Here is a 24,559-nt window from a genome sequence, read left to right on the forward strand (position 1 = left end):
TCGCTCAGGTCAGGCTCGCTCAGGTCAGGCGCAGTGACATGACCAGGTAGCGGAAGGCGGGCTGGGCGTCGCCCGGCACGTCCTGGACGAGGGCGGGCCTGGTCGGCGACTCCATGTTGAGCCTGGCCAGCTCGGTCTCGATGCCGGTCAGGCCGTCGAGCAGGAACTGCGACTGGAAGGCGATCTGGATGTCGTCGCCGCGCAGCTCACAGGGGACGACCTCGGTGCCGCGCCCGATGTCGCCGCCGCCCGCCTGGATCAGCACCTGGCCCTGGGAGAACGACAGCCGGATCGCGGTGTTGCGCTCTGCCACCAGGGCCACCCGCTTGATCGCGTTGACGAACGGGGTCACCGCGACGTCGGCCCTGATCGACCAGTCGGAGGTGAGCCTGGCCCGGTAGTCGATGAACTGCTCGTCGAGCAGGCGCACGGTGGTGCTGCGGCCGACGCTCTCGAACCCGGCCACGCCGTCGCCCATCGCGACCGACACCTCGCCGCCGCGCAGCGACTTGGCCACCTCGACCAGCACCTTCGCCGGCACCATGGCCGAGACGGCGACGTCGGGCGCGGCCGGACGCCAGGTGAAGTCGCGGGCGGCGATGCGGTAGCGGTCGGTGGAGGCCATCGCCACGGACTCGCCCTCGATGTCGACCCGGATGCCGGTGAGCATCGGCAGCGTGTCGTCGCGGCTGGCGGCGGGCGCGACCTGGCTCACCGCGGAGGCGAACACGCCGCCGCCGATCGCGCCGATGCTCGGGGGCATCGCCGGCAGGGCCGGGAAGTCCTCGACCGGCATCGTGATCAGCCCGAACTCGGCGCTTCCGCAGGTCAGCACGGCCTCGGCGCCTTCGGTGACGATCTCGACGTCTTCGGCCGGCAGGCTGCGGCTGATCTCGGCGAGCAGGCGGCCCGGGATGAGCACGCTCCCGGGCTCGACCACGTCGGCGTCGACTAGGGCGCGCGCGGAGACGTCGTAGTCGAAGGCGGACAGGCTCAGCTCGTCGCCCGCCTCCAGCAGCAGCCCGGAGAGCACGGGCACCACCGGGCGGCTGGGCAGGACTCTGGCGGCCCATGCCACCGCATCTGCCAGTACATCGCGGTTAACCCGGATCTTCACGAGGATCCACCCTTTCGTCGCGCCGTGCCTCTATGAAAATAGCCGCTCCCACCGACAACTCCGGCTGTGTCCGGGCACGGCTGGGCGTCCTGTGCACGATGGGTCTGGTGGGGCCTGGTGGGGCGGGAAGGGGCCGTCAGGCGCGGCTGTTGAGGTAGGCGAGCACGGCCAGGACGCGGCGGTTGTCGTCGTCGGAGGGGGCCAGGCCGAGCTTGGCGAAGATGCCGGCGGTGTGCTTGGCGACGGCGCTCTCGCTGAGGAAGAGCCGCTGGGAGATCGCGGCGTTGGAGCGGCCCTCCGCCATGGCCTCCAGCACCTCGCGCTCGCGGGGCGTGAGCGCGGCCAGCGGCTCGTTCCTGGCGTTGCTGGCCAGCAGCTTGGCGATCACCTCGGGGTCCATCGCGGTGCCGCCGTCCGCCACCCTGCGCACGGCGTCGACGAACTGCTCAGCGTTGAACACCCGGTCCTTCAGCAGGTAGCCGATGCCGCCCGAGCCGTCGGCCAGCAGCTCGCGGGCGTAGAGCTGCTCGACGTGCTGCGACAGCACGAGGACGGGCAGCCCCGGGATCTGCGCGCGGGCGGCCAGCGCGGCCTGCAGGCCCTCGTCGGTGTGCGTGGGCGGCAGCCGTACGTCGACGACCGAGACGTCGGGACGCAGCTCCAGCAGGCCCTTCAGCAGCTCCGGCCCGCTCTCGACGGCGGCCACGACCGTGAAGCCGTGCGCCTGGAGCAGGTGGACCAGGCCGTCTCTGAGCAGGTAGAGGTCTTCGGCGACGAGCACCCTCTTCATCAGCAGGGCCCCAGACCGCCGACGCTGCCGAGTACGAGGCTTCTGTTGTGGAGGAGCCGGATGCGCATGGCCGCAATGTACATGAGCGTGCCGAGGGCGATGTTGGTCACGATCAGCGGCCACTGCAGCGGTTCGGGCAGGTAGAGGGCCAGGAACCAGCTCCGCTCGTCGATGTGGAACGCCTTGAAGACGGCCGTGACGAGACCCTGGGGGAACAGCGGGCACCAGCCCGTGCCGTACAGGACGGCGATCGCGGCGGCCTTCTTGGGCGGCAGCTTCGCCTGGCCGGCCTGGTCGGGCAGGACGTGCGGGATGTCCAGGGTGACGGTGGTGGGGCCGCCCGGGGGGCTGTGCAGGGCCAGCACGCCGTCGAAGGCGGCCAGGCGGCGTTCGATGCCGGTCAGGCCGCTGCCCTTGGCCGGGTCGGCGCCGCCCATGCCGTCGTCGCTGACGGTGACGCGCAGGGCCGCGCCGTTGACGCTGATGTCGATGGCCGCCGACTCGGCGCCGCTGTGCCGGGCGGCGTTGGCGAGCAGTTCGCTGATCGCGAAGTAGGCCGCCGCCTCCACCGGGGGTTCCAGGCGGTGGGGCAGCTCGACGTCCACCTTGACGCGCAGCGGGCTGTCCATGGCCAGAGCGCGTACGGCGTCGGCCAGGCCGCGTTCGGCCAGCACCGGCGGGTGGATGCCGCGGATGACGGTGCGCAGCTCGGTCAGGGTCTCGGCGGAGGCGTCCCTGGTCTTGGCCAGCAGGGCCTTGGCGGCGGCCGGGTTGTCGTCGATGAGCTGCTCGACCGCGCCCAGCGTCATGCCGATGGCCACCAGGCGGGCCTGGGTGCCGTCGTGCAGGTCGCGTTCGATCCTGCGCATCTCGGCGGCCTGGGAGTCGACGGCGAGGTTGCGCACCTGCTTGAGATGGGTGATCTGGACGGCCAGGCGGCTTGCGGAGGTGGCGCCGAGCAGGAGGCGGACGGTGAGGGCGTACAGACGCAGGCCGCGCGCGGGGAGCAGGACGAACAGCGGCAGCAGGCCGATCTTGACGATCGGGTCGAGCGTCAGCCAGAGCGTGTCGCGCCAGGTCGCCGGGTCGGTGAGCAGCCACTTGAACCGGTCGTTCCAGGCCGGCATGCGCGGCGACTTGTACAGCGTGCGGTCGACGCGGTAGAGGCCGTCGGCCATGGGGACGGGCGGCGGCGGCTCGGGCAGGTAGGGCGCCTCGATCTCGACGCCGGTCCAGGCGCGCAGCAGGCGCCGGTGCTGCTCGGCCGCCCGCCTGACCAGCCTGGCCTGCCACGGGAAGAAGAAGACCATCCCCAGCGCGAACGACAGCATGATCATGGCGCCGGCCAAGGGGATCAGCGCCACCTCGACCAGCAGCAGCGCGAACAAGACCGCGACCTGCCCGAACCGTTGAAGCATGCTCCCAGTCTGCGCCAACATCCCCGCTGGGGACATTGCACCTAGATACACCCTTGCTCGGCATCTACCGAGATTCCCGGGAAAACCCGCAGCTCCTAGCGTCGATGCCATGAAGGTGATCGAAGTGAGGAACCTGCGCAAGCAGTATCCGAACCACCTCGCGGTGGACGACGTGTCTTTCGAGGTCGCCGAGGGCGAGATCTTCGGCATCCTCGGCCCCAACGGCGCCGGCAAGACCACGACCGTGGAGTGCGTGGCGGGCATGCGCCCGGCGGACGGCGGCACCGTGCGCGTGGCGGGCCTGGACCCGCGGCGCGACCGCGACGAGCTGCGCCAGGTGCTCGGCATGCAGCTGCAGAGCGCCGCGCTGCCGGAGAAGATCAAGGTGTGGGAGGCCCTGGACCTGTACGCCTCCTTCTACCCCGACCCGGCCGACTGGCGGGAACTGCTCGAACACGTCGGCCTGGCGCACAAGCGGGACGCCGCCTTCAAGAGCCTCTCCGGCGGCCAGCGGCAGCGGCTGTCGGTCGCGCTGGCGCTGGTGGGCCGGCCGCGGGTGGCGGTGCTCGACGAGCTGACCACCGGCCTCGACCCGCAGGCCCGCCGGGACACCTGGGAGCTGATCGAGCAGGTGCGCGACTCGGGCGTGACGATCGTGCTGGTCACCCACTTCATGGAGGAGGCCGAGCGGCTGTGCGACCGGCTCGCGCTCATCGACGCGGGCAAGGTGGTGGCCACCGACACGCCCATGGGGCTGATCGCCCAGGTGGGGGCCGAGCAGCACGTACGGTTCCGCCCCTCCGGCCCGCTGGACGACGCCGTGCTGCTGGCGCTGCCGGAGGTGCGCGAGGTCGTCCGGCACGGCGGGCAGGTCTCGGTGTCCGGCACCGGCAACCTCGCCCACGTGGTCACGCTGGCCCTGGCCCAGCACCAGATCATCCCCGCCGACCTGCGCATCGAGCAGGCGACCCTGGACGACGCGTTCCTCGCGCTCACCGGAAGGAAGTTGTCATGACGAAGATCCTGCTCGTGGAGGCCAAGCTGCACCTGCGGGACTGGCCGTTCATGATCTTCACCATCGGGCTGCCGGTCGGTCTGCTGCTGATGCTGGGGCTCAGCGTGCCGGACATGACCAAGCCCGACGCCTCCGGGCTGCGCTCGGTGGACGCGCACATGCCGGCCATGATGACCCTGCTCGCGCTGCTGACGCTGGCCTGCAGCGTGCTGCCCACCGTGCTGGCCGGTTACCGGGAGCAGGGCGTGCTCAGGCGCATGTCCACCACGCCGGTGCATCCCGGACGGCTGCTGACCGTCCAGCTGCTGATCAACCTGACCGTCGGTGCCGTGTCCACGGTCGTGCTGATCGTGGCCGGGATGGCGGCGTTCGGGACGTCGGCGCCCAGGCAGTGGCTCGGGTTCGTGCTGGTCTTCCTGCTCGGCACCGCCGCGCTGATGGCCATCGGCCTGGTGATCGCGGCGCTGGCGCCCAATGGGAAGGCGGCCTCGGGGATCGGGTCGGCGGTGATGTTCCCGCTCATGTTCGTCGGCGGCATGTGGCTGCCGCGCGAGATGATGCCGGACGCCCTGCGCAAGGTCAGCGACTTCTCCGTGGCCGGGCCGTTCGCCCAGGCGCTCAAGGACACCTGGGCGGGGCAGAGCCCCCAGCTCCTGCACCTGGTGGTGATGGCCGCGGGGCTGGCGGTGTTCGGGGGCCTGGCCGTGCGGCTGTTCCGGTGGGAGTAGGCCGGTCGGAGCAGGCCGGGTCGGGAGTAGGCAGGTGGGAGCAGCGGCGTCAGCGGCGGGCCCAGACCGGGCGGGCGCCGGTGACGTTGGTCATCAGCGAGTAGAGCGAAGAGGAGGAGGCGATGAACAGCCGGTTCCTCTTCAGCCCGCCGAACACCAGGTTCGCGGTGAACTCCGGCAGCCTGAGCCGGCCGATCAGGGTGCCGTCGGGGTCGTGGCAGAGCAGCGCCTTGCCCGCCGCGGCCCAGACCCGGCCCCGGTCGTCGAGGCGCATGCCGTCGAAGTTGTCGGCCTCGGTGCCCTCGGCGAAGACCCGGCCGCCCGACAGCGTGCCGTCCTCGCGCACCTCGAAGACGCGCAGGTGCCTGGCCCTGGTGTCGGCGACGTACAGGAGCTTCTCGTCGAGGGAGAAGGCCAGGCCGTTGGGACGGACGAAGTCGTCGGCCACCACACGCACCTCGCCGGTCACCGGGTCGGCGCGGTAGACGTGGCAGCCGTCGATCTCCTGCTCGGCCACGACGCCCTCGTAGTTGCTGGTGATGCCGTACGGGGGGTCGGTGAACCAGACGGAGCCGTCGGAGCGCACGACCGCGTCGTTGGGGCTGTTGAGGCGCTTGCCCTGCCAGCGGTCGGCGATGACGGTGATCGAGCCGTCGGGCTCGGTGCGGGTGACGCGGCGGTTGCCCTGCTCGCACGAGATCAACCGGCCCTCGCGGTCGAGGGTGTTGCCGTTGGTGTAGCCGGACGGCTGCCGGAACGGGCCGACGGCGCCGGTCATCTCGTCCCAGCGCAGCATGCGCTCGTTGGGGATGTCGCTCCAGACCAGGAAGCGGCCGGCCGGGAAGTAGACCGGGCCCTCGGCCCAGCGGGTGCCCGTGTGGAGACGTTCGATCCGGTCGTCGCCGCCGATCGTGGCGAAGCGCTCGTCCAGAACCTCGAACTCGGTGGGGATCGTGTCCATGGCGGCCACCATACGGCATTCGACCAACTGTGCATTTCACCGGATAGCATTCGGTTGTGGATGAGATCGACAGGACATTGATCGGCCTGCTGCTGGAGGACGCGACGCAGTCGTACGCCGCGCTCGGCAAGGCGGTGGGGCTGTCCAGCGGGGCCGCGCACGAACGCGTACGCAAGCTGCGCGAGCGCGGCGTGATCAGGCGCACCACGATCGAGGTGGACCAGGACGCCCTCGGCCGCACGGTGACCGCCTACGTGCTGGTGGACGGCGCGAGCTGGATGGGCGACAGCGCCGGCCTGCTGGCGGAGATCCCCGCCGTCGAGGAGGCCCACGTCATCGCCGGGCCCGCGTCGCTGCTGCTGAAGGTGCGCACGTCCAGCACCAAGGAGCTCCAGGACGTCCTGCGCCAGATCTTCGAGGTGGACGGCGTGACCGGCACCCAGACGGTCGTCGTGCTGGAGACGTTCTTCGAACGGACCCTCAAGTAAGCTTCAGGTATGGTCGCCTGGAACAGCAAAGAACTGACGGTCGGGCAGCTCGCCGAGCGCAGCGGCGTGGCCGTCTCCGCGCTGCACTTCTACGAGACCAAGGGGCTCATCGCCAGCCGCCGCACGGCCGGCAACCAGCGCCGCTACCACCGCGACACGCTGCGCAGGGTCGCCTTCATCCGGCTCTCGCAACGCCTCGGCATCCCCCTCGCGACCATCAAGGACGCGCTGTCCGAGCTGCCCGACGGCCGCACCCCCAACCGGGAGGACTGGGCCAGGCTGTCGGCCGCCTGGCGCGGCGAGCTCGACGACCGCATCGAACAGCTTCAGCGGCTGCGCGACGACCTGACCGACTGCATCGGCTGCGGCTGCCTGTCACTCGACCGGTGCCCGGTGGCCAACCCCCACGACCGGCTCGGCGAGGAAGGGCCGGGCGCCCGTCGCATGGACACCCGGCTGTCCCCGCCCAAGGTCTGCTGCGTCAGCCCTTCGGCTGCGCAACCGGCGGAACGATGAGCGTCGGCCGGCGGGCGTGGTGCAGCACATGGTTGGACACGCTGCCGAGCAGCACCGACCTGACCCCCGCCAGGCCCCGCGAACCGGTCACGATGAGCGAGGCGTCCAGCTCGTCGGCCACGTCGACGATCGTCTTCCAGATCGACTCGTTGTCGGCGACCGCGCGACAGGTCACCTCGGGCAGACCGGCGGCGGTGGCCAGCTCGGCGCCTTCCTTGGCGTAGTACTCGGCCTGGGCCTGCCCCTCGGTCTCGGTCTCGGGGGAGATCGCCCCCGCCGCCAGCGGGTGCTTCCTGAGCTGCACGAGCAGCGGCTCCCACACGGTGACGACGACGGCCGGCTGGGCGGCCAGGTGCTTGGCGGCGAACTCGATGGCGCTGCGCGAGTCGGCCGAGCCGTCGTAGGCGATCAGGATGGTCATGGCGTTCTCCCCTTTGCTTCAGTCATCGGGTAAAGCGCCCCGATGATCGATCGCCATCCCTTCCGTGCTGTCTGGTTTGTCACACCTTGATCGGGGTTTTCCTGGTTCAGTGCTGGGCCATGTCCACGAACCGGCTGTAGTGACCCTGGAAGGCCACGGTCACCGTGGCGGTGGGGCCGTTACGGTGCTTGGCCACGATCAGGTCGGCCTCACCGGCCCGGGGCGACTCCCGCTCGTAGGCGTCCTCACGATGCAACAGGATGACCATGTCGGCGTCCTGTTCGATGGATCCCGATTCGCGAAGGTCGCTGACCGCCGGGCGCTTGTCCGTGCGCTGCTCCGGACCTCGGTTGAGCTGGGAGATGGCGATGACCGGCACCTCCAGCTCCTTGGCCAGCAGCTTGATCGCACGGGAGATCTCCGAGACCTCGTTCTGGCGGCTCTCGGTCTTCTTCGGCGAGCTCATGAGCTGGAGGTAGTCGATGACCACGAACCGCAGGTCGTTGCGCTGTTTGAGGCGCCGGCACTTGGCCCGGATCTCCATCATCGACATGTTGGGCGAGTCGTCGATGAACAGCGGCGCCTCGGCCACCTCGCTCATCCGGCGCGCCAGGCGGGTCCAGTCGTCGTCGCCCATCATGCCCGAGCGCATGGCGTGCAGGGCCACCCTGGCCTCCGCGGACAGCAGACGCATGGTGATCTCGTTGCGGGACATCTCCAGCGAGAAGATGACAGTGGTCATTCCATGCTTGATCGCCGCAGAACGGGCGAAGTCGAGGCCCAACGTGCTGTTGTGGGTGGGAATGCAGGCCCGGCCGGCCAGGTACATGTGATCCGCGTTGTCGACCTCGACGCAGCGCACCGGACGGCTGTCGATCTTCCGCACATCGACGATGTAGCGGACCAGAGTCTTGGGATGGGTGGCGTCCACCTGCCTGGCCGCCTTCCTCGGCAGCCGGAAGAGCTTGTCGGAGGTCGTGAAATTGATCATGTAGCAGGTCGAGCTCTCCTCGGACCTGCCTCTGACCGGCTTGGTACGCATGGTCGCCTTGTAGCCGAGGCTCAGCACCAGCTCGTGCACGTCGGCGGCGAGACTCTTACTGGTGACGGCGAACTGGATCTGCCCCGCGGCGCTGACGTAACCGTCAGAGTCGAGCAGTCCGGCCAGCAGGGCTCGTCGCTGCCCCTCGGAGGCCCGCAGGTAGCTCGCGGGGATGTGCTTGTCCCCGAGAACGCCCAGAGTACGAAGGATGCCCTGGACGGTGCCGTGTTCGAAATGGCAGGCCTGACACCGCCGCAGCCCGCTTGAACGGCCGCCGCAGTCGGGACACGTGGGCTCGGCCACCGGCTCGGAGAGCGAACGGGCCCTCGCTCCGCAGCTCCTGCCACAGGTGCGGACCTGCGAGGTCTTGGGCACGAACCCGGCCCCGCACACCACGCATGTCCGCCAGGACGGCGGCGGCTCCGGAAGGGTCAGCTGGTAGGAGATCGAGGAGCCCACGCGGGTGACCCGGACGCCCTCGGCTTCGATGTTCTCGATGATCTCCGGGTCCATGGTCGAGAACCGCGCGGCCGCGCTGTGGCCGTCGCCCAGCCACACGCCGAGCACGTACGGGGACAGCGGAAGCTCCCGCTCCTCCAGCGCGAACGGCGCGGCCACCGCCACCGCGTGGTTGGGCCGCCGGTCGGCGGTTGCGCAGCGGAGGGTGGCGGCGATCTCCTCCGTCGTCACGACCTGCTGGTGCTCCGCGGTGGTGGCGGCGTTCTTCGGCGTGGTGATCCGCGTGTGCAGAGCGCTGTAGAGCTCGCCCGCCCGATAGGCGGGGGCGTGCCAGGAGTAGCTCCTGATCGGGCCGCCCACAGCGGTGAGAACCTTCTCCATGGGGCCCACCTGACGCTGGACGGTGTGGAGGACATTGCGGAACTCCTCCCCCACGGTCTCAAGGGCCTCGCGATGCGTCACCAGCCTGTCCGGATGCCCGGACGCCGCGTCGCGGGCCTCTTCGACCCGCCGGACCGCCTCCGCCGTCCAGTGGAGGGACGGCAGCGTGCCGGCCGCCTTCCTGGCGGCGCGCGTGGACGTACGCCACTGGTGCTGGGCGTCCGCGACGATCACCGTGCCGTCGCTGAACTCCACCTCGTAACACGGCCTGCCGTGCATCACGTCGGTCGCCGCGACCACCCTGGTCGGCCTGCCGTCGGCTCCGATCAGCTCGTCGCCGACCTCGACCTCGCCCATCGTCGTCCAGCCGGTCGGCGTGGGCAGCGGGGTGTCCAGGGCCAGCGCCTTGCCGATGGCCGGGCGGGCGGCCACGACGATCATCTGGCCCGGGTGGAGGCCGTTGGTGAGCTGGTCGAGGTCCTGGAAGCCGGTCGGGACGCCGACCATCTGGCCGCCGCGGCTGCCGATGGCCTCCAGCTCGTCGAGGGCGCCCGGCATGATGTCGGCCAGCGGCGCGTAGTCCTCCGACGTGCGGCGCTCGGTGACCTTGTAGATCTCCGCCTGGGCGCGGTCGACGAGGTCGTCGACCTCCTCGTTCTGGCCGCCGTAGCCGAAGGAGACGATGCGGGTGCCGGCCTCGATGAGACGGCGCAGGATCGCCTGCTCGCGCACGATCTTGGCGTAGTAGCCGGCGTTGGCGGCCGTGGGGACGACCGCCGTGAGCGTGTGGAGGTAGGCGGCGCCGCCCACCCGGGCCATCTCGCCGCGTTTCTGCAGCTCGTCGAAGACCGTGACGGCGTCGGCGGGCTCGCCGCGGCCGTAGAGGTCGGTGATGACGTCGTAGACCATCTGGTGGGCGGGACGGTAGAAGTCGTCGGATCGCAGGATCTCGACGACGTCGGCGATGGCGTCCTTGGACAGCAGCATGCCGCCGAGCACCGACTGCTCGGCCTCGATGTTGTGCGGCGGGGTGCGCTCGAAACCGGGGCCTCCGCCGCCCTCTTCGTCAATGCTCACCGCGCCCCCTCGAACAACCTCGCAGGCGGTCGCACCACCCCCACTTGTAGCCGACCGGTGTGACAGTTTCGCTCGTTCGGCGCGTGAGGGCAACGCGGCCTGTGGACAACGCTGTGGGTGAGCTGTGCACTATCGCGCTCAGGGTGTGAAAGCTCTGTGGACGAGCCTGGGGATAACTCTTTCGGATATGCACCGATCAACGTCTGACCTGGGCAAACAGTGTCCACCGATTGTGGAGGAAAGAAAGTTGGCCCGACACGCCGTGTAATGGCCATAATGGACAAATGCCCATTACACCCCGGGACCGGGAGATTCTGCGGCTCGCGCTGCCGGCGTTCGGCGCGCTGGTCGCCGAGCCGCTCTTCCTGCTCGCCGACTACGCCATCGTCGGCCACGGCCTCGGCACCACGGCCGTGGGCGCGCTGGGCGTGGCGGGGGCCGTCCTGGCGACGCTGGTGAACCTCTGCGTCTTCCTGGCGTACGGCACGACGGCGTCCGTGGCGCGGCAGAGCGGCGCCGGCAACCACGCGCGGGCCATGCGCAACGGCGTGGACGGCATCTGGCTCGCCCTGGCGATCGGCGCCGTGCTCATCGCCCTGGGCTGGCCGCTCGCGCCGGCCATGGTGGACCTGTTCGGAGCCGGTCCCGACCAGGCGGCGCTGGCCGTGACGTACCTGCGGATCAGCCTGCTCGGCGCGCCCGGCATGCTGGTCGTGCTGGCGGGCACCGGGGTGCTGCGCGGCCTTCAGGACACCGTCACGCCGCTGGTGGTGGCCGTGGGCTCGTTCGCGCTGAACGCGGCGCTGAACGCCTGGTTCGTGCTCGGGCTGCATTGGGGCATCGCCGGGTCCGCGTGGGGCACCACGCTGGCCCAGACGCTCGGTGCGGCCGTCTACCTGGTCGTGGTGGTCCGGGGCGCGCGACGGCTCGGCACGCCGCTCATGCCCGACCTGGCGGGCGTCCGGCAGGCCGGCACGGCCGGTCTGGCCCTGCTCATCCGTACGGTGTGCCTGCGGATCGTGCTCATCGTGGGCACGGTGGTCGCCACCAGGATGGGCCAGGCCGAACTGGCCGCGTACGCCATCGCCGGCCAGGTGTGGAACCTGATGGCCTTCGCCCTGGACGCCATCGCGATCGCCGGCCAGGCCATCACCGGACGCTCGCTGGGCGCCGGGGACACGGTCGCCACCAGGGCCGCGACCAGGCGGATGATGCAGTGGGGCCTGTGGTCGGGCCTGGCGCTCGGCGTGGTGGTCGTGGCGGCCAGGCCGCTGCTGCCCGGCCTGTTCGGCGCCGACCCGGCCGTGACCGCCCAGCTGCTGGCCGTGTTGTGGCCGGTCGCGCTGTTCCAGCCGATCTGCGGGGTGGTGTTCGTGCTCGACGGCGTGCTGATCGGCGCGGGCGACCAGCGCTACCTGGCCTGGGCCGGGGTGTGGACGACGCTGGCGTACCTGCCGGCGGCGTTCCTGGCCGCCGGGTTCGGCGTGGTCGCGCTCTGGTGCGCGCTCGGGGTGTGGATGATCGCCCGGTTGATCACCCTCGGGCGGCGCGCGGCCGGCACGGCGTGGCTGGTGACCGGCGCGTAGCCGATCCGACCAGTCGCGTTACCGCGCCGGCCGCCCGGACGCCGGTTCACCGTAATCGTCCTGTGCTTGCCGTTGTCCAAGTGGTGAGACAGAGTGGGCGAGTTCCCTGAGCGGGGTGTTCCGTGTCCACGATTCTTCGACGACTGCCACCGTCAGAGGCGACCGGGTTACGCACCGGCGCCCGGCACAGCCTGTCCGAGGTCTACCGCCCGGCCGACCTCGTCGTTCTCGGTCTCGGTGTGATCATCGGCGCCGGCATCTTCAGCATCGCCGGCGAGCAGGCCCACACCATGGCCGGTCCCGGCGTGATCCTCTCGTTCATGATCGCCGGTATCGCGTGCCTGCTGGCCTGCCTGTGCTACGCCGAGCTGTCGTCCACGATGCCGACGTCGGGCAGCGCCTACACCTTCACGTACGTCATCTTCGGCGAGGTCTGGGCCTGGATCATCGGCTGGGCGCTGATCCTGGAGCTGCAGTTCGCCGCCGCGGTGGTGGCCAGGGCGTGGGCGTCCATCGCGGTCAAGGCGGTCGACGACTTCGGCGTGCGGGTGCCGCAGGGCGTGGACGACGTGCTCGTCCTGGTCATCCTGGTGCTGCTCACGGGCATCGTGGCGCTCGGCGCGCGGGTGGGGCTCCGGGCGCTGTGGGTCATGGTGTCGGCCAAGCTGCTGGCCATCGGGGCGGTCATCGTCGTGGGCGTGACCCACATCGACGTGGCCAACTACGGCGACTTCTACGTCGAGCCCAAGGCCCTGCCGGTCCGCCCGCAGACCGTCATCGAGCTCTTCGCCGGGCACGGCATGGCCTTCGGCTGGTTCGGCGTCTTCGCCGCGGCCTCGGCGATCGCGTTCGCCTACATCGGCTTCGACATCGTCGCGACCTCCGCCGAGGAGAGCGTCAACGCGCCGAAGTCCGTGCCCAAGGGCATGATCCGGAGCCTGGTGATCGCCACGGTCATCTATCTGGCGGTCGCGCTGGTCATGGTGGGCATGGTGTCGTACACGAAGATCAGCGGGGACGCGCCGCTGTCCAGCGCGTTCCGTGCCGCGGGCGTGGACTGGATGGTGCACGTCATCGACGCGGGGGCGGTGCTCGGGCTGACCACCGTGATCCTGGTGCTGATCGTGGGTCAGACGCGGGTGCTGTTCTCGATGGCCCGCGACGGGCTGATCCCGCGCGGCCTGGCCACGGTCAGCCGCAAGTACCACACCCCGTCGCGGGTTACGCTGGTGATCGGGTTCGTCGCGATCGTGCTGGCCGAGTTCGTCCCGGTGCTCACCATGCAGGAACTGGTCGTCATCGGGACGCTGTTCGCGTTCCTGTTCGTGGCGGCGGGCGTGATCGTGATGCGGCGGCGCATGCCGCACCTGGAACGCGGCTTCCGCGTGCCGCTCTCGCCGCTGCTGCCCGCGCTGTCGCTGGTCGCCACGCTGTGGCTGATGCTCAACCTGCGCCTGCTCACCTGGGCGTGGTTCGTCCTGTGGATGGCCTTCGGGCTGCTGGTCTACCTGCTGTACGGCCGCCGCAACAGCCTGCTCGCCGGCCCGCGGGAGGCCCCGGCCGAAGCCGCCCGGGGCCGCCACCGCCGCTAGAGGCGTCCGGATTCGAGCACGCTGCGCAGGAACTCCCTGGTCCGCGGCTGCTCCGGCGAGGCGAAGATCTTCTCCGGCGGCCCCTTCTCCACCAGCACCCCGCCGTCGAGGAAGCACACGGTGTCGGAGATGTCGCGGCAGAAGCCCATCTCGTGGGTCGTCAGGATCATCGTCATCCCCGACTCCTTGAGCTCCCTGACGATCCCCAGCACCTCCACCACCAGTTGCGGGTCGAGCGCCGAGGTGACCTCGTCCAGCAGCATCAGCCTGGGCTGCATGGCCAGCGCCCGGATGACCGCCACCCGCTGCTGCTGCCCGCCCGAGAGCTGGTCGGGGTACGCGCCGGCCTTGGCCGCCAGCCCGAACCTGGTCAGCAGCTCGTGCGCCTGTTCCTCGGCCTGTTCCCTGGACGTCCTGAGCACCCGCCTGGGCGCGAGCGTGATGTTGTCCAGCACGCTCATGTGCGGGAACAGGTTGAACGCCTGGAAGACGATGCCGAGCCGCTTGCGCACGTCGTCGACGTCCACGCGGGGGTCGGTGATCTCCTGGCCGTCGAGGTGGATGGCGCCGTCGTCGACGGTCTCCAGCAGGTTCACGCAGCGCAGGAGCGTGGACTTGCCCGACCCGGACGCGCCGATCAGGCTGACGACCTCGTGCGGCTGCACCTCAAGGTCGATCCCGCGCAGCACGCTGTGGCCGTGGAAGTTCTTCCACACCCCTTCGATGGTCAGCAGGCTCATGCGCCACGCCTCCTGCGCGTACGGGCGGCCAGATGGTCGGTGAACCTGGCCATCGGGATCGTGAGCAGGATGAACACCAGCGAGGCGACCAGGTAGGGGGTGTAGTTGAACTTGCTGAGGGCGATGATCTGGGCCTGCCTGAGCGCCTCCAGCGGCCCGATGGTGGCCACCAGCGCGGTGTCCTTCTGCAGCGAGACGAAGTCGTTGAGCAGCGGCGGCACGACCCGGCGGGTGGCCTGCGGAAGAACCACGAACCGCATGGTCTTGACGTGGCTCAGCCCCAGCGAGCGGGCCGCGGCGATCTGGCTCGGATGCACCGACTCGATGCCGGAGCGGAACACCTCGGCCACGTACGCGCCGTACGACAGCGTCAGCGCGATCACGCCCAGCGTCGCCAGGTCGGTCGGGATGCCCTGCAACCGCAGCGCGGGCAGCCCGAACCCGACGAGGAAGATGACCAGGAGCGTCGGCACGCCGCGGAAGACGTCGGTGTAGAGCGTGGCCAGGGCCCTGATCGGGAAGAACGCGGGCGCGGTGATGCCCCTGGCCAGCGCCACCAGCAGCCCGACGATCAGGATCAGCGGCTCGGCGATCAGAAATATCTTGATGTTGAGCAGGAACCCTTCGAGCACCTTGGGCAACGCGGCGACGAACCACTCGGGCGAGAAGAACGACTCCCGAACCCGGGGCCAGCCGGGCGAGTTCGTGGCCAGGACGGCGACCAGGACGATGAACACGATCGTCGAGGCCGTCGCGATCGAGGCCGAGCGGCGCGCCCGCGACCTGCGGACGCGCTCGCGCTCAAGCTGCCGTTGCGAGGGGACGTGCTCGCTCACGGGCTTACCGGTCGGGCTCACGACAGTTCGGGCGCGCCCGCCGCCGAGCCCAGCCACTCCTGCTCGATCTTGGCCAGCTCACCCTTCGACTTCAGTGAGTCGACGGCCTTGTCGACGCAGGGCTTGAGCGCGCTGCCCTTCTCCATGACCAGGCCGAACTCCTCCGGCGTGCCGCCGGTCGAGCTGAACTGGCCGACGATCTTGGAGTTCTCCACCTGGGCGGCCGTCACGTAGAACGCGGTGGGCAGGTCGACGACGATCGCGTCCACCTGCTTGTTCTTCAGCGCGTTCACGGCGTCGACCTGGTCGTTGTAGACGTTGGGCTCGGCGGACGGCTTGACGACGTCGTTGACGCCGGCCAGCGACGTCGTGCCCACCTGGACGCCGAACTTGGCGTCCTTGAGCTCGGCCACGGTCTTGGCCTCGGCGTACTTGCTGCCCTTGATCGCCACGACGGCCTGCTTGACCGTGTAGTAGCCCTTGCTGAAGTCGACCGCCTTGGCGCGGTCGGGGTTGATCGAGACCTGGTTGACGTCGAAGTCGAACTGCTTGGCCCCGGGCGCGAACGCCGAGTCGAACTTGACCGTGCTCCACTCCACCTCGGTCCGGTCGAAGCCGAGCTCACCGGCCACCGCGAACGCCACCGCGCTCTCGAACCCCTGGCCGTTGCTCGGGTCGTCGTCCTTGAACCACGGCTCGTAGGCCGGCTTGTCGGTGCCGACGGTCAGCTTGCCGCCGTTGACGAGCTTGAGCTGGTCCTTGGCGCAGGCGTCGGCCGCCGCTGAGCCGGTCGCCGCGGAACCGGTCGTCGTGGCGGCCGGTTGGTCTGCCGGGGCACATGCGACGGCCCCTACCGCGAGCACACCGATCGCGAGCAGCATCGTGGAACGGGCCATGGCAGAGCCTCCAGGGGGAAACACACACAAAGAACGCAGGCATTCTACGCGTCCTCAATGGGAAATAAGTGCGCAGGTCACCAGGCCGGCCGGTCCCACGGGGGAACGCGCCACCGTGGCGGCCGGTCCCGGACCGGCGCACGTCGCGGCGGCACGACCGGTGCAGGCCCACCAGCCGTTCACCCCGCCCGCTAACCCCGCCCGTTCACACCGCCCGTTCACACCGCCCGTTCACCCTGGCCGTTCACCCTGGCCCCGGAACGTGAAAAAGCCCCCCTCCTGGCGGAGAGGGGCTTGATCAGCGTTCGTCAGCCGGCCACGACGTCGACGTCGACGGACGCCGACACCTCGGGGTGGAGCTTGACGGTGATCTTGTGCGACCCGACGCTCTTGATCGGGTTGCGGATCTCGATGCGACGGCGGTCGAGGATCGGGCCGCCGGCCGCCTTGACGGCGTCGGCGATGTCGCCCGTGGTGATCGAGCCGAACAGCCGGCCCGACTCGCCCGCGCGGGTGGACAGCCGCACGCGCAGGGCGCCGAGCTGGCCGGCGACCTCCTTGGCGGTGCCGAGGTCGCGGATCTCGCGAGCGTCGCGAGCCTTCTTGATGGTCTCGATCTGGCGCTCGGCGCCACGCGTCCAGCGCATGGCGTAGCCGCGCGGGATGAGGTAGTTACGGCCGTAGCCGTCCTTGACCTCGACGACGTCGCCAGGGGCGCCGAGGCCGGAGACCTCGTTGGTGAGGATGAGCTTCATGTCGACAGACCTCCTTAGCGCGCGGTGCTCGTGTAAGGCAGCAGAGCCACCTCACGGGCGTTCTTGATCGCGGTCGCCACGTCGCGCTGGTGCTGGGTGCAGTTGCCCGTCACCCGGCGCGCACGGATCTTGCCGCGGTCGGAGATGAACTTCCGCAGCAGCGCCGTGTCCTTGTAGTCGACGTATGAGATCTTGTCGTGGCAGAACAGGCAAACCTTCTTCTTGGGCTTGCGCAGTGCCGGCTTAGCCATCGTGGTGCTCCTCTCAGAGCCCCGCTTTTCGGGCGGGAATGGACTCGGGCTTGTGGACAGATGTTAGAAAGGCGGTTCGTCGCTGAAGTCGTTGCCGCCGCCGAAGCCGCCGCCCTGGTTGCCGCCACCGCCGCCGCCGAAGCCGCCGCCACCGCCCTGGTAGCCGCCGCCCTGGGGCGGGGCGGGCGAGGCAGAGGCCCACGGGTCGTCGGCGGGACCGCCGCCGAAGCCGCCGCCACCGCCGCCACCCTGGCGGGTGGTGCGGTTGACCTTGGCCGTGGCGTTGCGCAGGGACGGGCCGACCTCGTCGACCTCGACCTCATAGACCGTGCGCTTCTCGCCTTCCTTGGTCTCGTAAGACCGTTGCTTGAGCCGCCCCTGCACGATGACCCGCATGCCGCGCTGGAGGCTCTCGGCGGCGTTCTCCGCCGCCTGCCGCCACACGTTGCAGGTCAGGAAGAGGCTTTCGCCATCCTTCCACTCGTTGGTCTGGCGATCCATGAACCGCGGAGTGGACGCGATGCGGAATCGAGCCACCGCTTGACCCGTCGGGGTGAAGCGCAGCTCCGGGTCGTCGACAAGGTTGCCGACGATGGTGATTACGGTGTCGCCTGCTGCCATGGCTAGCGCTCGCCTTCCTGCACGCCTTCGCTTGGGTTACGGCTCAGAGTACGGGTGCTCTCCGACAAAAAGCCGGTGGTCGTCAACAAGAAACCCGCTCGTTGAGCCGCCTCCCGGAGGGACGGCCCGCTTCGCGGCTTTCCTGATGGCTAGTGCACGTCCGGGCGCAGGACCTTGGTGCGCAGGATGCCCTCGTTGAGGTTCATCTGGCGGTCGAGCTCCTTGACCGTCGCGGGCTCCGCGGACAGGTCGATGACGGCGTAGATGCCTTCCGACTTCTTGTCGATGTCGTAGGCGAGACGGCGACGGCCCCAGACGTCGACCTTCTCCACGGTGCCGCCGTCGTTGCGGACCACGGTGAGGAACTGGTCGAGGGACGGCGCGACAGTGCGCTCATCGAGCGAAGGGTCCAGAATGACCATTACTTCGTAACGACGCATGCGGGACTCCAACCTCCTCTGGACTTTTGCGGTCACGACACTCTGCCGTGACAGGAGGACGCTGACGTCAGGCCGCGGCGCCCCATTTCGGCGCCCCGGGGCGATGGGTCACCCATCACAACGCAGCGCTGCCCAGGTTACCAGCCACGAGTAGGTGGGAAGGCCTGTAGGAAACCAAGGGGGTGGCGGCTGTGCCACATGTGCTTCATCCCTCGGAGAGGGAGCGGTTCAGGCTCACGCTCAACACCGACGGACGCTCTCACCCGGTGGAGAACGGCCTGGCGATCGGGACACTGGTGTGCGGGCTCGTGGCGTTCGTCGCCGCGTTCTTCCCCGCCGCCCACGTGATCTCGTCCTGGATCGGCACGCTCGGTTTCGGGACCGGGCTCTACTCGCAGTACATCTCGGTGACCACGCCGCAGCGTTCGGTCAACATCGTCGGCCTGGTGGCCTCGTTCGTGGGGGCCGTGCTCGGCATCGCCCACGGCGGCTTCCTGCCGCATCCTTGACGGGCCTTGCGCCCGGCCGACGGCCCCGGTGACGCCGGGGCCGTCGGGGATATGTGACTCACCTGCCGATGTGCAGGTCGATGCCGAGCAGCACCAGGAACCAGAGGAACACCGCGAGCAGCGCCTCGGCGACGTCCCGGAGGAGACCCGGGGTGATGTAGTCGTAGATCCAGGCGACGTAGATCCCGACGATCACGTAGACCAATAAGATCAGCGCCCGCAGCCGCCAGCGTGTCATGTGCGCTCTCCTCGGGGTAGGGGGTGCCGGGCGTCTTCCCGGAGGCGGTTCCGCCAAACGGATAAGCTCCTTGACATGGTGCGTATCGGAGCTCACGTCGACCAGGACGATCCCGCCGCTCACGCCGAACGGATCGGGGCGGAGGTCGTGCAGTTCTTCCTCGGCGACCCGCAGGGCTACGCCAAGCCGGTGCTGCCGGACAAGCCGGTCGAGGGCGTCGACGTCTACATCCACGCCCCCTACCTGATCAACGTCGCCACGACGAACAACCGCATCAGGATCCCCAGCCGCAAGCTGCTCGAACAGCACCTCAAAGCGGCCGCGGGGCTCGGCGCCAAGGGCCTGGTCGTGCACGGCGGCCACGTCAACAAGAGCGACGACCCGCAGGTGGGCTTCGACAACTGGCGCAAGGTGTTCGAGCGCATGGAGTGCCCGATCCCCGTGCTCATCGAGAACACCGCGGGCGGCGGCAACGCCATGGCCCGCAAGCTGGAGCGCATCGCCCGTCTGTGGGACGCGCTCGACGGCTTCGACGTGGGCTTCTGCCTCGACACCTGTCACGCGCACGCGGGCGGCGAGGAACTGGTCGACCTGGTCGAGCGGGTCAAGGCGATCACCGGCCGCATCGACCTCGTCCACTGCAACGACTCGCGCGACGACTTCGACTCCGGCGCCGACCGGCACGCCAACCTGGGCCAGGGGAAGATCGACCCGGAGCTGATCCTGGCGGTCTGCCGCGCGGCGGGAGCCCCGGTCGTGGTGGAGACGCCGGGCGAGGGCCAGGCCGACGACATCGCGTTCCTGCGCAAGAACCTCTGAACGTCTCCCGACCGAAAACACACAGCCTGTGGATAACTTCCCTGGATTACCGAGGCGAAGAAACGGGTAGAGATCTGAGCCCGTCCAATCGCCCGTAACGGGGTAGGGACCTCAGCCGGCCCAGGCGCCCGTGAGGAAGCGGGCCGCGTTCAGGTACATGAGCGGCCCGCAGATCATCGCGTACAGCACGATCACCCACGGCCTCCTGGTCGCGACCTTGGCGACCAGGACCCACAGCGGGAACCACAGCAGCAGCGAGCGCGGGATCGACAGGTAGTACGCCGAGGTCATCAGCGCCGCCGCCTGCAACCCGCAGTAGACGGCCTCGCTCCACCTGCGCAGCGCCAGCAGCCACACCAGCACGCCCACCGCCAGCACGGCCCCGGCGATCTCCATGCGGAAGGCCACCGCGAAGTCGTCGGCGCCCATGGCCGAGTTCCACGTCGTGCGCCACGCCTCCCAGGGCCAGACGAAGTCGCGTCCCCAGCCGGCCTCCTGCGCGTGCTTCCACGCCAGCCAGTCGCCCGACCGCCGGTAGTGGTAGAAGGAGTACGCCGCCAGCGGAAGGAACGGCACCGCCAGCCAGCCGGCCCGCCGCCACGACTCCCTGCTCCTGACGAACTCCGCCGCCAGCGCGACCGCCAGGAACAGACCGGTGATCCGCACGCACGACGCCCCCGCCGCCAGCAGCACGGCCTGCGGCCAGCGTCCGAGCCGGGCGGCCAGCCACGCGGGGATCGCGAAGGCCAGGAACAGCGACTCGCTGTAGCCCGCCGCCAGGAACACGGCCATCGGGAACAGCAGCAGCGCCAGGACCGCCATCCAGCCGGTCGCGCCCTCGACCTCGGCCAGCCGGGCCAGCGCGACCATGGCCACCGCCCCGGCGACCAGCGAGATCAGCAGCCCGCAGATCGCCCAGTCGGGCACCACGAGATGCAGCGCCCGCAGCATGACCGGCAGGCCGGGGAAGAACGCCGGCAGGCCGTCGTCGCGCGGTTTGCCCGGCTCGCCGTCGTACCCGTACTGGGCGATGGTGACGAACAGGCCGGCGTCCCATTGGCGCCACTTGCCGGCGTACTCGGCCAGGGTCAGGCCGAGCAGCGTCGACAGCAGGAGCCCGGCCCGCGATCCGAGCCACAGCAGCAGCGCGTCCCGAGCGGCCGAGCGGGTGATCATCTCGTCTTCAGCACGAACCGGTCGGGGGCGTCGTCGAACACCCCGCCCGCCTGGTCGTCGATGCCGTCCTGGCGCACCACGTCCCGTTCCGGACGCAGGATGTCACGGACGACGAACGCCATCATGATCCCGATGGTGATGACCCGTCCCCAGACGGCGGTGAAGTACGTGTTGTCCCCGATGCCCAGGTCGTCCCTGCTGAGCGGGGCCTGGGCGAGCAGGTAGAGCCAGATCGCCGCGAAGTACCAGACCTCGGCGAACTGCCACAACGCCAGCGGCTTCCACCGGGGCCTGGCCAGCACCGCGAACGGCACCAGCCACAGCACGAACTGCGGCGACCACACCTTGTTCGTCATCATGAACGCGGCCAGGGCGAGGAAGCAGAGCTGCGCCAGCCGGGGCCGGCGCGGCGCGGTGAGCGCGAGCACGGCGATGCCCAGGCAGAGCGCGGCCAGCGTCACCATGCCGAGCGTGCTGACGTCGGCCTCGCCCAGGATCCCCCAGCCCTTGCGCTGGAAGAACAGCCACGGCGAGCCCCAGTCGATCCCGCGTTCCTGGGAGAAGACGTAGAACCGGCGCCAGCCGTCCCAGGCGAAGACCATGAAGGGCACGTTGACCACGAGCCAGGCCCCCGCGGCCGACCCCAGCGTCACCAGGAACGGCCGCCAGCGCGCGGTCCGCAGCGTGAGCAGGAACAGCGCGCCGAGGAACATCAGCGGGTAGAACTTGGTCGCGATGGCCAGCCCGAGCAGCACGCCCGCGAGCACCTGCCGCCTGCGCGCCCAGGCCAGCAGCATGCCCATCGACAACGCGCCGGCGACCAGGTCCCAGTTGATGTACGCGGCCAGGATCACGGCGGGCGAGATCGCGTACCACAGCGCGTCCCACCGGCGGGTGGGCCCGGCCACCGCCGCCATCAGCAGGACGCCGGCCACCAGGCAGATGCCCAGCAGCAGGACCGTGAGGTCGTAGAACCTGACGGCCTGCGCGACCTGGTCGAGCTCCAGCTTCCGCGAGATCCAGGCGATGGCCTGCATCACCTCGCCCAGCACCACGGGGTACTCGACCTGCTTTTCGAACGGCACGTCGGCGAAGTACGGGTTCTGGGTCGCGAGCTGCCGGTCGAAGTACAGCGGGTAGATGTCGGTGTAACAGAAGTTCGTGTACGTCTGGACCTGGTCGTTCCATCCGCCGGTCCGGCACGGCAGCCGCACGACGTAGCCGAGGACGGCCCCCAGGGCGGCGATCAGCCCCAGGGGCAGGTACGGCACGGCACGCGCCGCCAGAGGGACGCGTGCCTCGGTCGTCGTCACCACTCCTCGTGCCGGGCGCTCATCTGCGAGGTTCCCGTCGGCCGGGAGTCGGGCGCCTTGCCGCCTCCGCCGCCGCTCAGGATGCCGTGGTCGTCGGCCTCGGGGATGCCGGTGTCCTGCGAGTCGTCGGTGACGTCGCCGCTGTCGTCGTTGCACGGCGCGACCAGGCAGTTCTGGTCGCTGCCGTCGTCGAAGGGGTTGTCACCGCCGTCGTCGAACGGGTTCGTGGCGGTGGGCGTCGGCGTCGGCACCGGGCGCTCCACGATGTTCTCCGGCAGGCCGATGTCGGCCTTCTGCGGGAACTGCTCGATCGGCTTGCCCTCGTGGGCGGCGAGCATGAACCGCCGCCAGGTCGCGGTGGGCGGGCCGGCGCCCTCGAAGCCGAGCGGGGCCTCCACGGCCCTGGTGTACGGGTTGTTCGGGCCGTACTTCTTGCTCGGCTTCTTCTCGTTGGGGACGACGGGACAGTTCGAGTGCCGGGGCTGAACGGTCTTGCCCGTCTTGGTCACGCACTGCTCGCGGTAGAACCCCACAGCAGCGGAGATCTGCGGCGTGTAACCGACGAACCAGGCTTCCTTCTCGTTGTTGTTGGTGCCGGTCTTGCCGGCCGCGGGCCGGTTGCCGAGGCCCTGGCCGGCGGCGGTGCCGCTCCTCAGCACCTCCTGCATGGCCGTCGTCGCGTCGGCGGCCACCTCCGCGTCGATGACCCTGGTCGAGGTCCGCTGCTCGGGGTAGACGACCTGGCCGTTCAGCTTGACGTCCTGGACCACGTGGTACTTGGTGTACTTGCCGCCGTTGGCGAAGATCGAGTACCCGGCGGCCTGCTCGACCGGCGTCACCAGGGCGCTGCCGATGGCGAACTGGAACTGGTGGTCCTTGACGTCCTGGTCCATGCGCCCCTTGTCGAACCCGGCGTTCTCCACGAGCTCCTTGACGTCGTCGAGCTTCCTGGGCAGCTTGTACGCCATCGACACGTACGCGGTGTTGACGGACTGAGCTGTGGCCTTGACCACGTCGACGGCCTGGCCGACGTTGTGGCTGTTGCGGAAGCCGCCGTCCTGCTGGCCGGGGATGACCTTCGGCACGGTCTGGTTGCCCGGCACGTAGCTCTTGAGCGAGTAACCGGCCTGCAGCCAGGCGGCCAGCACGTACGGCTTGAACGCCGACGCGGCCTGCTTCTCGGCGTCGAAGGGCTCGTTGAACGGGTCGGTGATGAAGTTCGAGCCGCCGTAGAAGGCCAGGACCCGGCCGTTCCTCGGGTCGACGGCGGCCAGACCGGCGTGGAACTCCTTCGACATGTTCGCCGTCGTGGCCTCGACGGCCGTCTTGGCGGCCTTCATGAGGTTCTCGTCGAAGGTGGAGGTGATCTGGTAGCCGCCGCTCCTGACCATGTCGGGGGTGAGCTTGCGCTGCTTCAGCTCCTCCAGCACCTGCGTGATCATGTAGCCGCGCAGGCCCGCGTACACCTCCTTGATCTCACCCTTGTAGACCTTGGGGAACTTCGCCTTCGCCGGCAGGTCGCCGTACTTCTGGGGCCACTGCTCGGCCATGTACTTGATGGTCGTGTTCCACCGGTCGCGCAGCCCGGGGTCGTCGGGGCCCCAGCTCGGGCGCTGGATGCGCGCGGCCAGGTAGGCGCCCTGCTCGGGGGTCAGGTCCTTGGCGTGCACGTTCTTGCCGAAGTACGCCTGCGAGGCGGCCTCGACGCCGTAGGCCAGGCCGAAGTTCACGGTGTTGAGGTAGCGGGCGAGGATGTCTTCCTTGCTCAGCGTCTGGTTGAGCTTGACCGCGACGAAGATCTCCTTGAGCTTGCGCTTGACGGAGACCTCCTGGCTGAGGCCGTCGTAGTAGCCGCGGGCCATCTGCTGGGTGATGGTCGAGGCGCCCTGGAGCTGCTGGCCGGTCGCGGTCATCCACACCGAACGGGCCATGCCCGAGATGGAGACGCCGGAGTCCTCGTAGAACGTCTTGTTCTCGATGGCGACCGTGGCGTCCTTGACGGTGTCGGCCATCTTGTCGATGGTGACGGTCTGCCGGGGCACGCCGAGCTTGGCGAGGACCTTGCCGTTGCGGTAGTAGAGCGTGCTCTGCTGCGCGACCGCCGACGCCTGGGTGGCCTCGGGCACCGGCGTGAGGTTGTACGCGACCATGATCATGCCGAAGATGCCGGCCGCCAGCACGACCACGCTGGCCACGACGATCTTCCAACTGGGCACGAACCGGCGCCAGCCGCCGCGCTTCCTGTCCTGCGGGCCGGGCGGGCCGGGCGGCTCGGGCGGCTCGCCCTGCCCGCTCGCCCGGCGCGAGCGCCTGGGCGGCGCGTCGCTGACCATCGTCTCCTGGTTGCTCATCGAACGCGTGTCCTGCCGCGCCC

25 protein-coding genes are annotated in these 24,559 nt (G+C 69.6%); 8 read left to right on the forward strand and 17 right to left on the reverse strand.

What is annotated here, in order from left to right:
* Positions 1-19 precede the first annotated feature (19 nt).
* The 3 genes from dnaN to ACIBST_RS39985 form a co-directional block, all read right to left on the reverse strand.
* Positions 20-1,117: a DNA polymerase III subunit beta gene (dnaN, locus tag ACIBST_RS39975; RefSeq protein ID WP_397178740.1), complete on the reverse strand. Its 1,098-nt coding sequence runs from the start codon at positions 1,115-1,117 to the stop codon at positions 20-22.
* A 136-nt stretch (positions 1,118-1,253) separates the two neighbouring features.
* On the reverse strand, positions 1,254-1,907 hold the full coding sequence (locus tag ACIBST_RS39980) for a LuxR C-terminal-related transcriptional regulator (protein WP_397178741.1): 654 nt from the start codon (positions 1,905-1,907) through the stop codon (positions 1,254-1,256).
* Positions 1,907-3,325 carry a sensor histidine kinase gene (locus tag ACIBST_RS39985; protein WP_397178742.1) on the reverse strand — a complete coding sequence of 473 codons (1,419 nt, stop codon included), beginning with the start codon at positions 3,323-3,325 and terminating at the stop codon, positions 1,907-1,909. The genes ACIBST_RS39980 and ACIBST_RS39985 overlap by 1 nt, the downstream gene beginning before the upstream one ends.
* Before the next feature lie 109 nt (positions 3,326-3,434).
* On the opposite strand from ACIBST_RS39985, the gene ACIBST_RS39990 reads away from it, so the two are divergent.
* Both ACIBST_RS39990 and ACIBST_RS39995 read left to right on the forward strand, forming a co-directional pair.
* Positions 3,435-4,340, forward strand: a complete 906-nt coding sequence (locus ACIBST_RS39990; RefSeq protein ID WP_397178743.1) for an ABC transporter ATP-binding protein — start codon at positions 3,435-3,437, stop codon at positions 4,338-4,340.
* Positions 4,337-5,068: an ABC transporter permease gene (locus ACIBST_RS39995; protein WP_397178744.1), complete on the forward strand. Its 732-nt coding sequence runs from the start codon at positions 4,337-4,339 to the stop codon at positions 5,066-5,068. Before ACIBST_RS39990 ends, ACIBST_RS39995 begins: the two co-directional genes overlap by 4 nt.
* 49 nt (positions 5,069-5,117) lie before the next feature.
* Here ACIBST_RS39995 and ACIBST_RS40000 read toward each other — a convergent pair whose 3' ends face one another.
* Entirely contained in the window at positions 5,118-6,029 is a 912-nt protein-coding gene (locus tag ACIBST_RS40000; RefSeq protein WP_397178745.1) for an SMP-30/gluconolactonase/LRE family protein, read from the reverse strand.
* 56 nt (positions 6,030-6,085) lie between these two features.
* On the opposite strand from ACIBST_RS40000, the gene ACIBST_RS40005 reads away from it, so the two are divergent.
* Both ACIBST_RS40005 and soxR read left to right on the forward strand, forming a co-directional pair.
* Entirely contained in the window at positions 6,086-6,517 is a 432-nt protein-coding gene (locus ACIBST_RS40005; RefSeq protein WP_397178746.1) for an Lrp/AsnC family transcriptional regulator, read from the forward strand.
* 9 nt (positions 6,518-6,526) lie between these two features.
* Positions 6,527-7,033 (forward strand): redox-sensitive transcriptional activator SoxR, encoded by a 507-nt coding sequence (gene soxR / locus ACIBST_RS40010; RefSeq protein ID WP_397178747.1) that lies wholly within the window; start codon positions 6,527-6,529, stop codon positions 7,031-7,033.
* On the opposite strand, the gene ACIBST_RS40015 is transcribed toward soxR, so the two are convergent.
* Together ACIBST_RS40015 and dnaB are read right to left on the reverse strand one after the other, a co-directional pair.
* Complete coding sequence (locus ACIBST_RS40015; RefSeq protein ID WP_397178748.1) at positions 6,999-7,454, reverse strand: universal stress protein; 456 nt, start codon at positions 7,452-7,454, stop codon at positions 6,999-7,001. The two genes, soxR and ACIBST_RS40015, sit on opposite strands and share 35 nt — an antisense overlap.
* Positions 7,455-7,560: 106 nt before the next feature.
* A complete protein-coding gene (dnaB, locus tag ACIBST_RS40020; RefSeq protein ID WP_397178749.1) occupies positions 7,561-10,413 on the reverse strand; it encodes a replicative DNA helicase in 2,853 nt (950 codons plus the stop codon).
* 284 nt (positions 10,414-10,697) lie between these two features.
* Between dnaB and ACIBST_RS40025 the strand changes: the two genes are divergently transcribed.
* Positions 10,698-11,999 carry an MATE family efflux transporter gene (locus ACIBST_RS40025; protein ID WP_397178750.1) on the forward strand — a complete coding sequence of 434 codons (1,302 nt, stop codon included), beginning with the start codon at positions 10,698-10,700 and terminating at the stop codon, positions 11,997-11,999.
* A 122-nt stretch (positions 12,000-12,121) separates the two neighbouring features.
* Positions 12,122-13,591, forward strand: coding sequence for an APC family permease (locus ACIBST_RS40030; RefSeq protein WP_397178751.1), 1,470 nt, complete (start codon positions 12,122-12,124; stop codon positions 13,589-13,591).
* Here the strand turns inward: ACIBST_RS40030 and ACIBST_RS40035 are convergent.
* The 7 genes from ACIBST_RS40035 to rpsF all read right to left on the reverse strand — a co-directional run bounded on the left by ACIBST_RS40035 (position 13,588) and on the right by rpsF (position 18,130).
* On the reverse strand, positions 13,588-14,331 hold the full coding sequence (locus ACIBST_RS40035; protein ID WP_397178752.1) for an amino acid ABC transporter ATP-binding protein: 744 nt from the start codon (positions 14,329-14,331) through the stop codon (positions 13,588-13,590). The genes ACIBST_RS40030 and ACIBST_RS40035 overlap by 4 nt on opposite strands.
* Positions 14,328-15,167: an amino acid ABC transporter permease gene (locus tag ACIBST_RS40040; protein WP_397178753.1), complete on the reverse strand. Its 840-nt coding sequence runs from the start codon at positions 15,165-15,167 to the stop codon at positions 14,328-14,330. Before ACIBST_RS40040 ends, ACIBST_RS40035 begins: the two co-directional genes overlap by 4 nt.
* 17 nt (positions 15,168-15,184) lie before the next feature.
* Positions 15,185-16,063, reverse strand: coding sequence for an ABC transporter substrate-binding protein (locus ACIBST_RS40045; protein WP_397178754.1), 879 nt, complete (start codon positions 16,061-16,063; stop codon positions 15,185-15,187).
* A gap of 308 nt (positions 16,064-16,371) precedes the next feature.
* Positions 16,372-16,818 (reverse strand): 50S ribosomal protein L9, encoded by a 447-nt coding sequence (gene rplI / locus ACIBST_RS40050; protein ID WP_352322940.1) that lies wholly within the window; start codon positions 16,816-16,818, stop codon positions 16,372-16,374.
* Positions 16,819-16,832: 14 nt separating this feature from the next.
* Entirely contained in the window at positions 16,833-17,069 is a 237-nt protein-coding gene (rpsR, locus tag ACIBST_RS40055) for a 30S ribosomal protein S18 (RefSeq protein WP_020543048.1), read from the reverse strand.
* Positions 17,070-17,132: 63 nt separating this feature from the next.
* Positions 17,133-17,690 carry a single-stranded DNA-binding protein gene (locus tag ACIBST_RS40060; RefSeq protein WP_352322941.1) on the reverse strand — a complete coding sequence of 186 codons (558 nt, stop codon included), beginning with the start codon at positions 17,688-17,690 and terminating at the stop codon, positions 17,133-17,135.
* A gap of 149 nt (positions 17,691-17,839) precedes the next feature.
* Positions 17,840-18,130 carry a 30S ribosomal protein S6 gene (gene rpsF, locus ACIBST_RS40065; RefSeq protein ID WP_026214314.1) on the reverse strand — a complete coding sequence of 97 codons (291 nt, stop codon included), beginning with the start codon at positions 18,128-18,130 and terminating at the stop codon, positions 17,840-17,842.
* A 191-nt stretch (positions 18,131-18,321) separates the two neighbouring features.
* Here rpsF and ACIBST_RS40070 point away from each other — a divergent pair, with 191 nt between their 5' ends.
* Positions 18,322-18,639 (forward strand): hypothetical protein, encoded by a 318-nt coding sequence (locus ACIBST_RS40070; protein ID WP_397178755.1) that lies wholly within the window; start codon positions 18,322-18,324, stop codon positions 18,637-18,639.
* A gap of 58 nt (positions 18,640-18,697) precedes the next feature.
* Here the strand turns inward: ACIBST_RS40070 and ACIBST_RS40075 are convergent, their stop codons facing one another.
* On the reverse strand, positions 18,698-18,877 hold the full coding sequence (locus tag ACIBST_RS40075) for a hypothetical protein (RefSeq protein WP_357973985.1): 180 nt from the start codon (positions 18,875-18,877) through the stop codon (positions 18,698-18,700).
* Positions 18,878-18,952: 75 nt separating this feature from the next.
* Here ACIBST_RS40075 and ACIBST_RS40080 point away from each other — a divergent pair, with 75 nt between their 5' ends.
* Complete coding sequence (locus tag ACIBST_RS40080; RefSeq protein ID WP_352362260.1) at positions 18,953-19,696, forward strand: deoxyribonuclease IV; 744 nt, start codon at positions 18,953-18,955, stop codon at positions 19,694-19,696.
* A gap of 111 nt (positions 19,697-19,807) precedes the next feature.
* Here the strand turns inward: ACIBST_RS40080 and ACIBST_RS40085 are convergent, their stop codons facing one another.
* The 3 genes from ACIBST_RS40085 to ACIBST_RS40095 are packed head-to-tail and all read right to left on the reverse strand — an operon-like array spanning position 19,808 to position 24,536.
* Positions 19,808-20,872 carry a mannosyltransferase family protein gene (locus ACIBST_RS40085; protein WP_397178756.1) on the reverse strand — a complete coding sequence of 355 codons (1,065 nt, stop codon included), beginning with the start codon at positions 20,870-20,872 and terminating at the stop codon, positions 19,808-19,810.
* Complete coding sequence (locus tag ACIBST_RS40090; RefSeq protein WP_397178757.1) at positions 20,869-22,185, reverse strand: glycosyltransferase family 87 protein; 1,317 nt, start codon at positions 22,183-22,185, stop codon at positions 20,869-20,871. Before ACIBST_RS40090 ends, ACIBST_RS40085 begins: the two co-directional genes overlap by 4 nt.
* Complete coding sequence (locus ACIBST_RS40095) at positions 22,182-24,536, reverse strand: transglycosylase domain-containing protein (RefSeq protein WP_397178758.1); 2,355 nt, start codon at positions 24,534-24,536, stop codon at positions 22,182-22,184. Before ACIBST_RS40095 ends, ACIBST_RS40090 begins: the two co-directional genes overlap by 4 nt.
* Positions 24,537-24,559: the final 23 nt, after the last annotated feature.

Origin of the sequence: Nonomuraea sp. NPDC049684, from assembly GCF_044465345.1 — a bacterium.
Taxonomy (GTDB): Bacteria; Actinomycetota; Actinomycetes; order Streptosporangiales; family Streptosporangiaceae; genus Nonomuraea.

What these genes read in the sequence shown, in the direction of transcription:
- ACIBST_RS40015 (WP_397178748.1), bottom strand. Translation starts at nt 7,454, where the DNA reads ATGACCATCCTGATCGCCTACGACGGCTCGGCCGACTCGCGCAGCGCC.
- ACIBST_RS40025 (WP_397178750.1), top strand. Translation starts at nt 10,698, where the DNA reads ATGCCCATTACACCCCGGGACCGGGAGATTCTGCGGCTCGCGCTGCCG.
- ACIBST_RS40000 (WP_397178745.1), bottom strand. Translation starts at nt 6,029, where the DNA reads ATGGACACGATCCCCACCGAGTTCGAGGTTCTGGACGAGCGCTTCGCC.
- soxR (WP_397178747.1), top strand. Translation starts at nt 6,527, where the DNA reads ATGGTCGCCTGGAACAGCAAAGAACTGACGGTCGGGCAGCTCGCCGAG.
- rpsF (WP_026214314.1), bottom strand. Translation starts at nt 18,130, where the DNA reads ATGCGTCGTTACGAAGTAATGGTCATTCTGGACCCTTCGCTCGATGAG.
- ACIBST_RS40060 (WP_352322941.1), bottom strand. Translation starts at nt 17,690, where the DNA reads ATGGCAGCAGGCGACACCGTAATCACCATCGTCGGCAACCTTGTCGAC.
- ACIBST_RS39985 (WP_397178742.1), bottom strand. Translation starts at nt 3,325, where the DNA reads ATGCTTCAACGGTTCGGGCAGGTCGCGGTCTTGTTCGCGCTGCTGCTG.
- ACIBST_RS39980 (WP_397178741.1), bottom strand. Translation starts at nt 1,907, where the DNA reads ATGAAGAGGGTGCTCGTCGCCGAAGACCTCTACCTGCTCAGAGACGGC.
- ACIBST_RS40085 (WP_397178756.1), bottom strand. Translation starts at nt 20,872, where the DNA reads ATGATCACCCGCTCGGCCGCTCGGGACGCGCTGCTGCTGTGGCTCGGA.
- ACIBST_RS40080 (WP_352362260.1), top strand. Translation starts at nt 18,953, where the DNA reads ATGGTGCGTATCGGAGCTCACGTCGACCAGGACGATCCCGCCGCTCAC.
- rpsR (WP_020543048.1), bottom strand. Translation starts at nt 17,069, where the DNA reads ATGGCTAAGCCGGCACTGCGCAAGCCCAAGAAGAAGGTTTGCCTGTTC.
- ACIBST_RS40095 (WP_397178758.1), bottom strand. Translation starts at nt 24,536, where the DNA reads ATGAGCAACCAGGAGACGATGGTCAGCGACGCGCCGCCCAGGCGCTCG.
- ACIBST_RS40075 (WP_357973985.1), bottom strand. Translation starts at nt 18,877, where the DNA reads ATGACACGCTGGCGGCTGCGGGCGCTGATCTTATTGGTCTACGTGATC.
- rplI (WP_352322940.1), bottom strand. Translation starts at nt 16,818, where the DNA reads ATGAAGCTCATCCTCACCAACGAGGTCTCCGGCCTCGGCGCCCCTGGC.
- ACIBST_RS39995 (WP_397178744.1), top strand. Translation starts at nt 4,337, where the DNA reads ATGACGAAGATCCTGCTCGTGGAGGCCAAGCTGCACCTGCGGGACTGG.
- ACIBST_RS40045 (WP_397178754.1), bottom strand. Translation starts at nt 16,063, where the DNA reads ATGGCCCGTTCCACGATGCTGCTCGCGATCGGTGTGCTCGCGGTAGGG.
- ACIBST_RS40035 (WP_397178752.1), bottom strand. Translation starts at nt 14,331, where the DNA reads ATGAGCCTGCTGACCATCGAAGGGGTGTGGAAGAACTTCCACGGCCAC.
- ACIBST_RS39990 (WP_397178743.1), top strand. Translation starts at nt 3,435, where the DNA reads ATGAAGGTGATCGAAGTGAGGAACCTGCGCAAGCAGTATCCGAACCAC.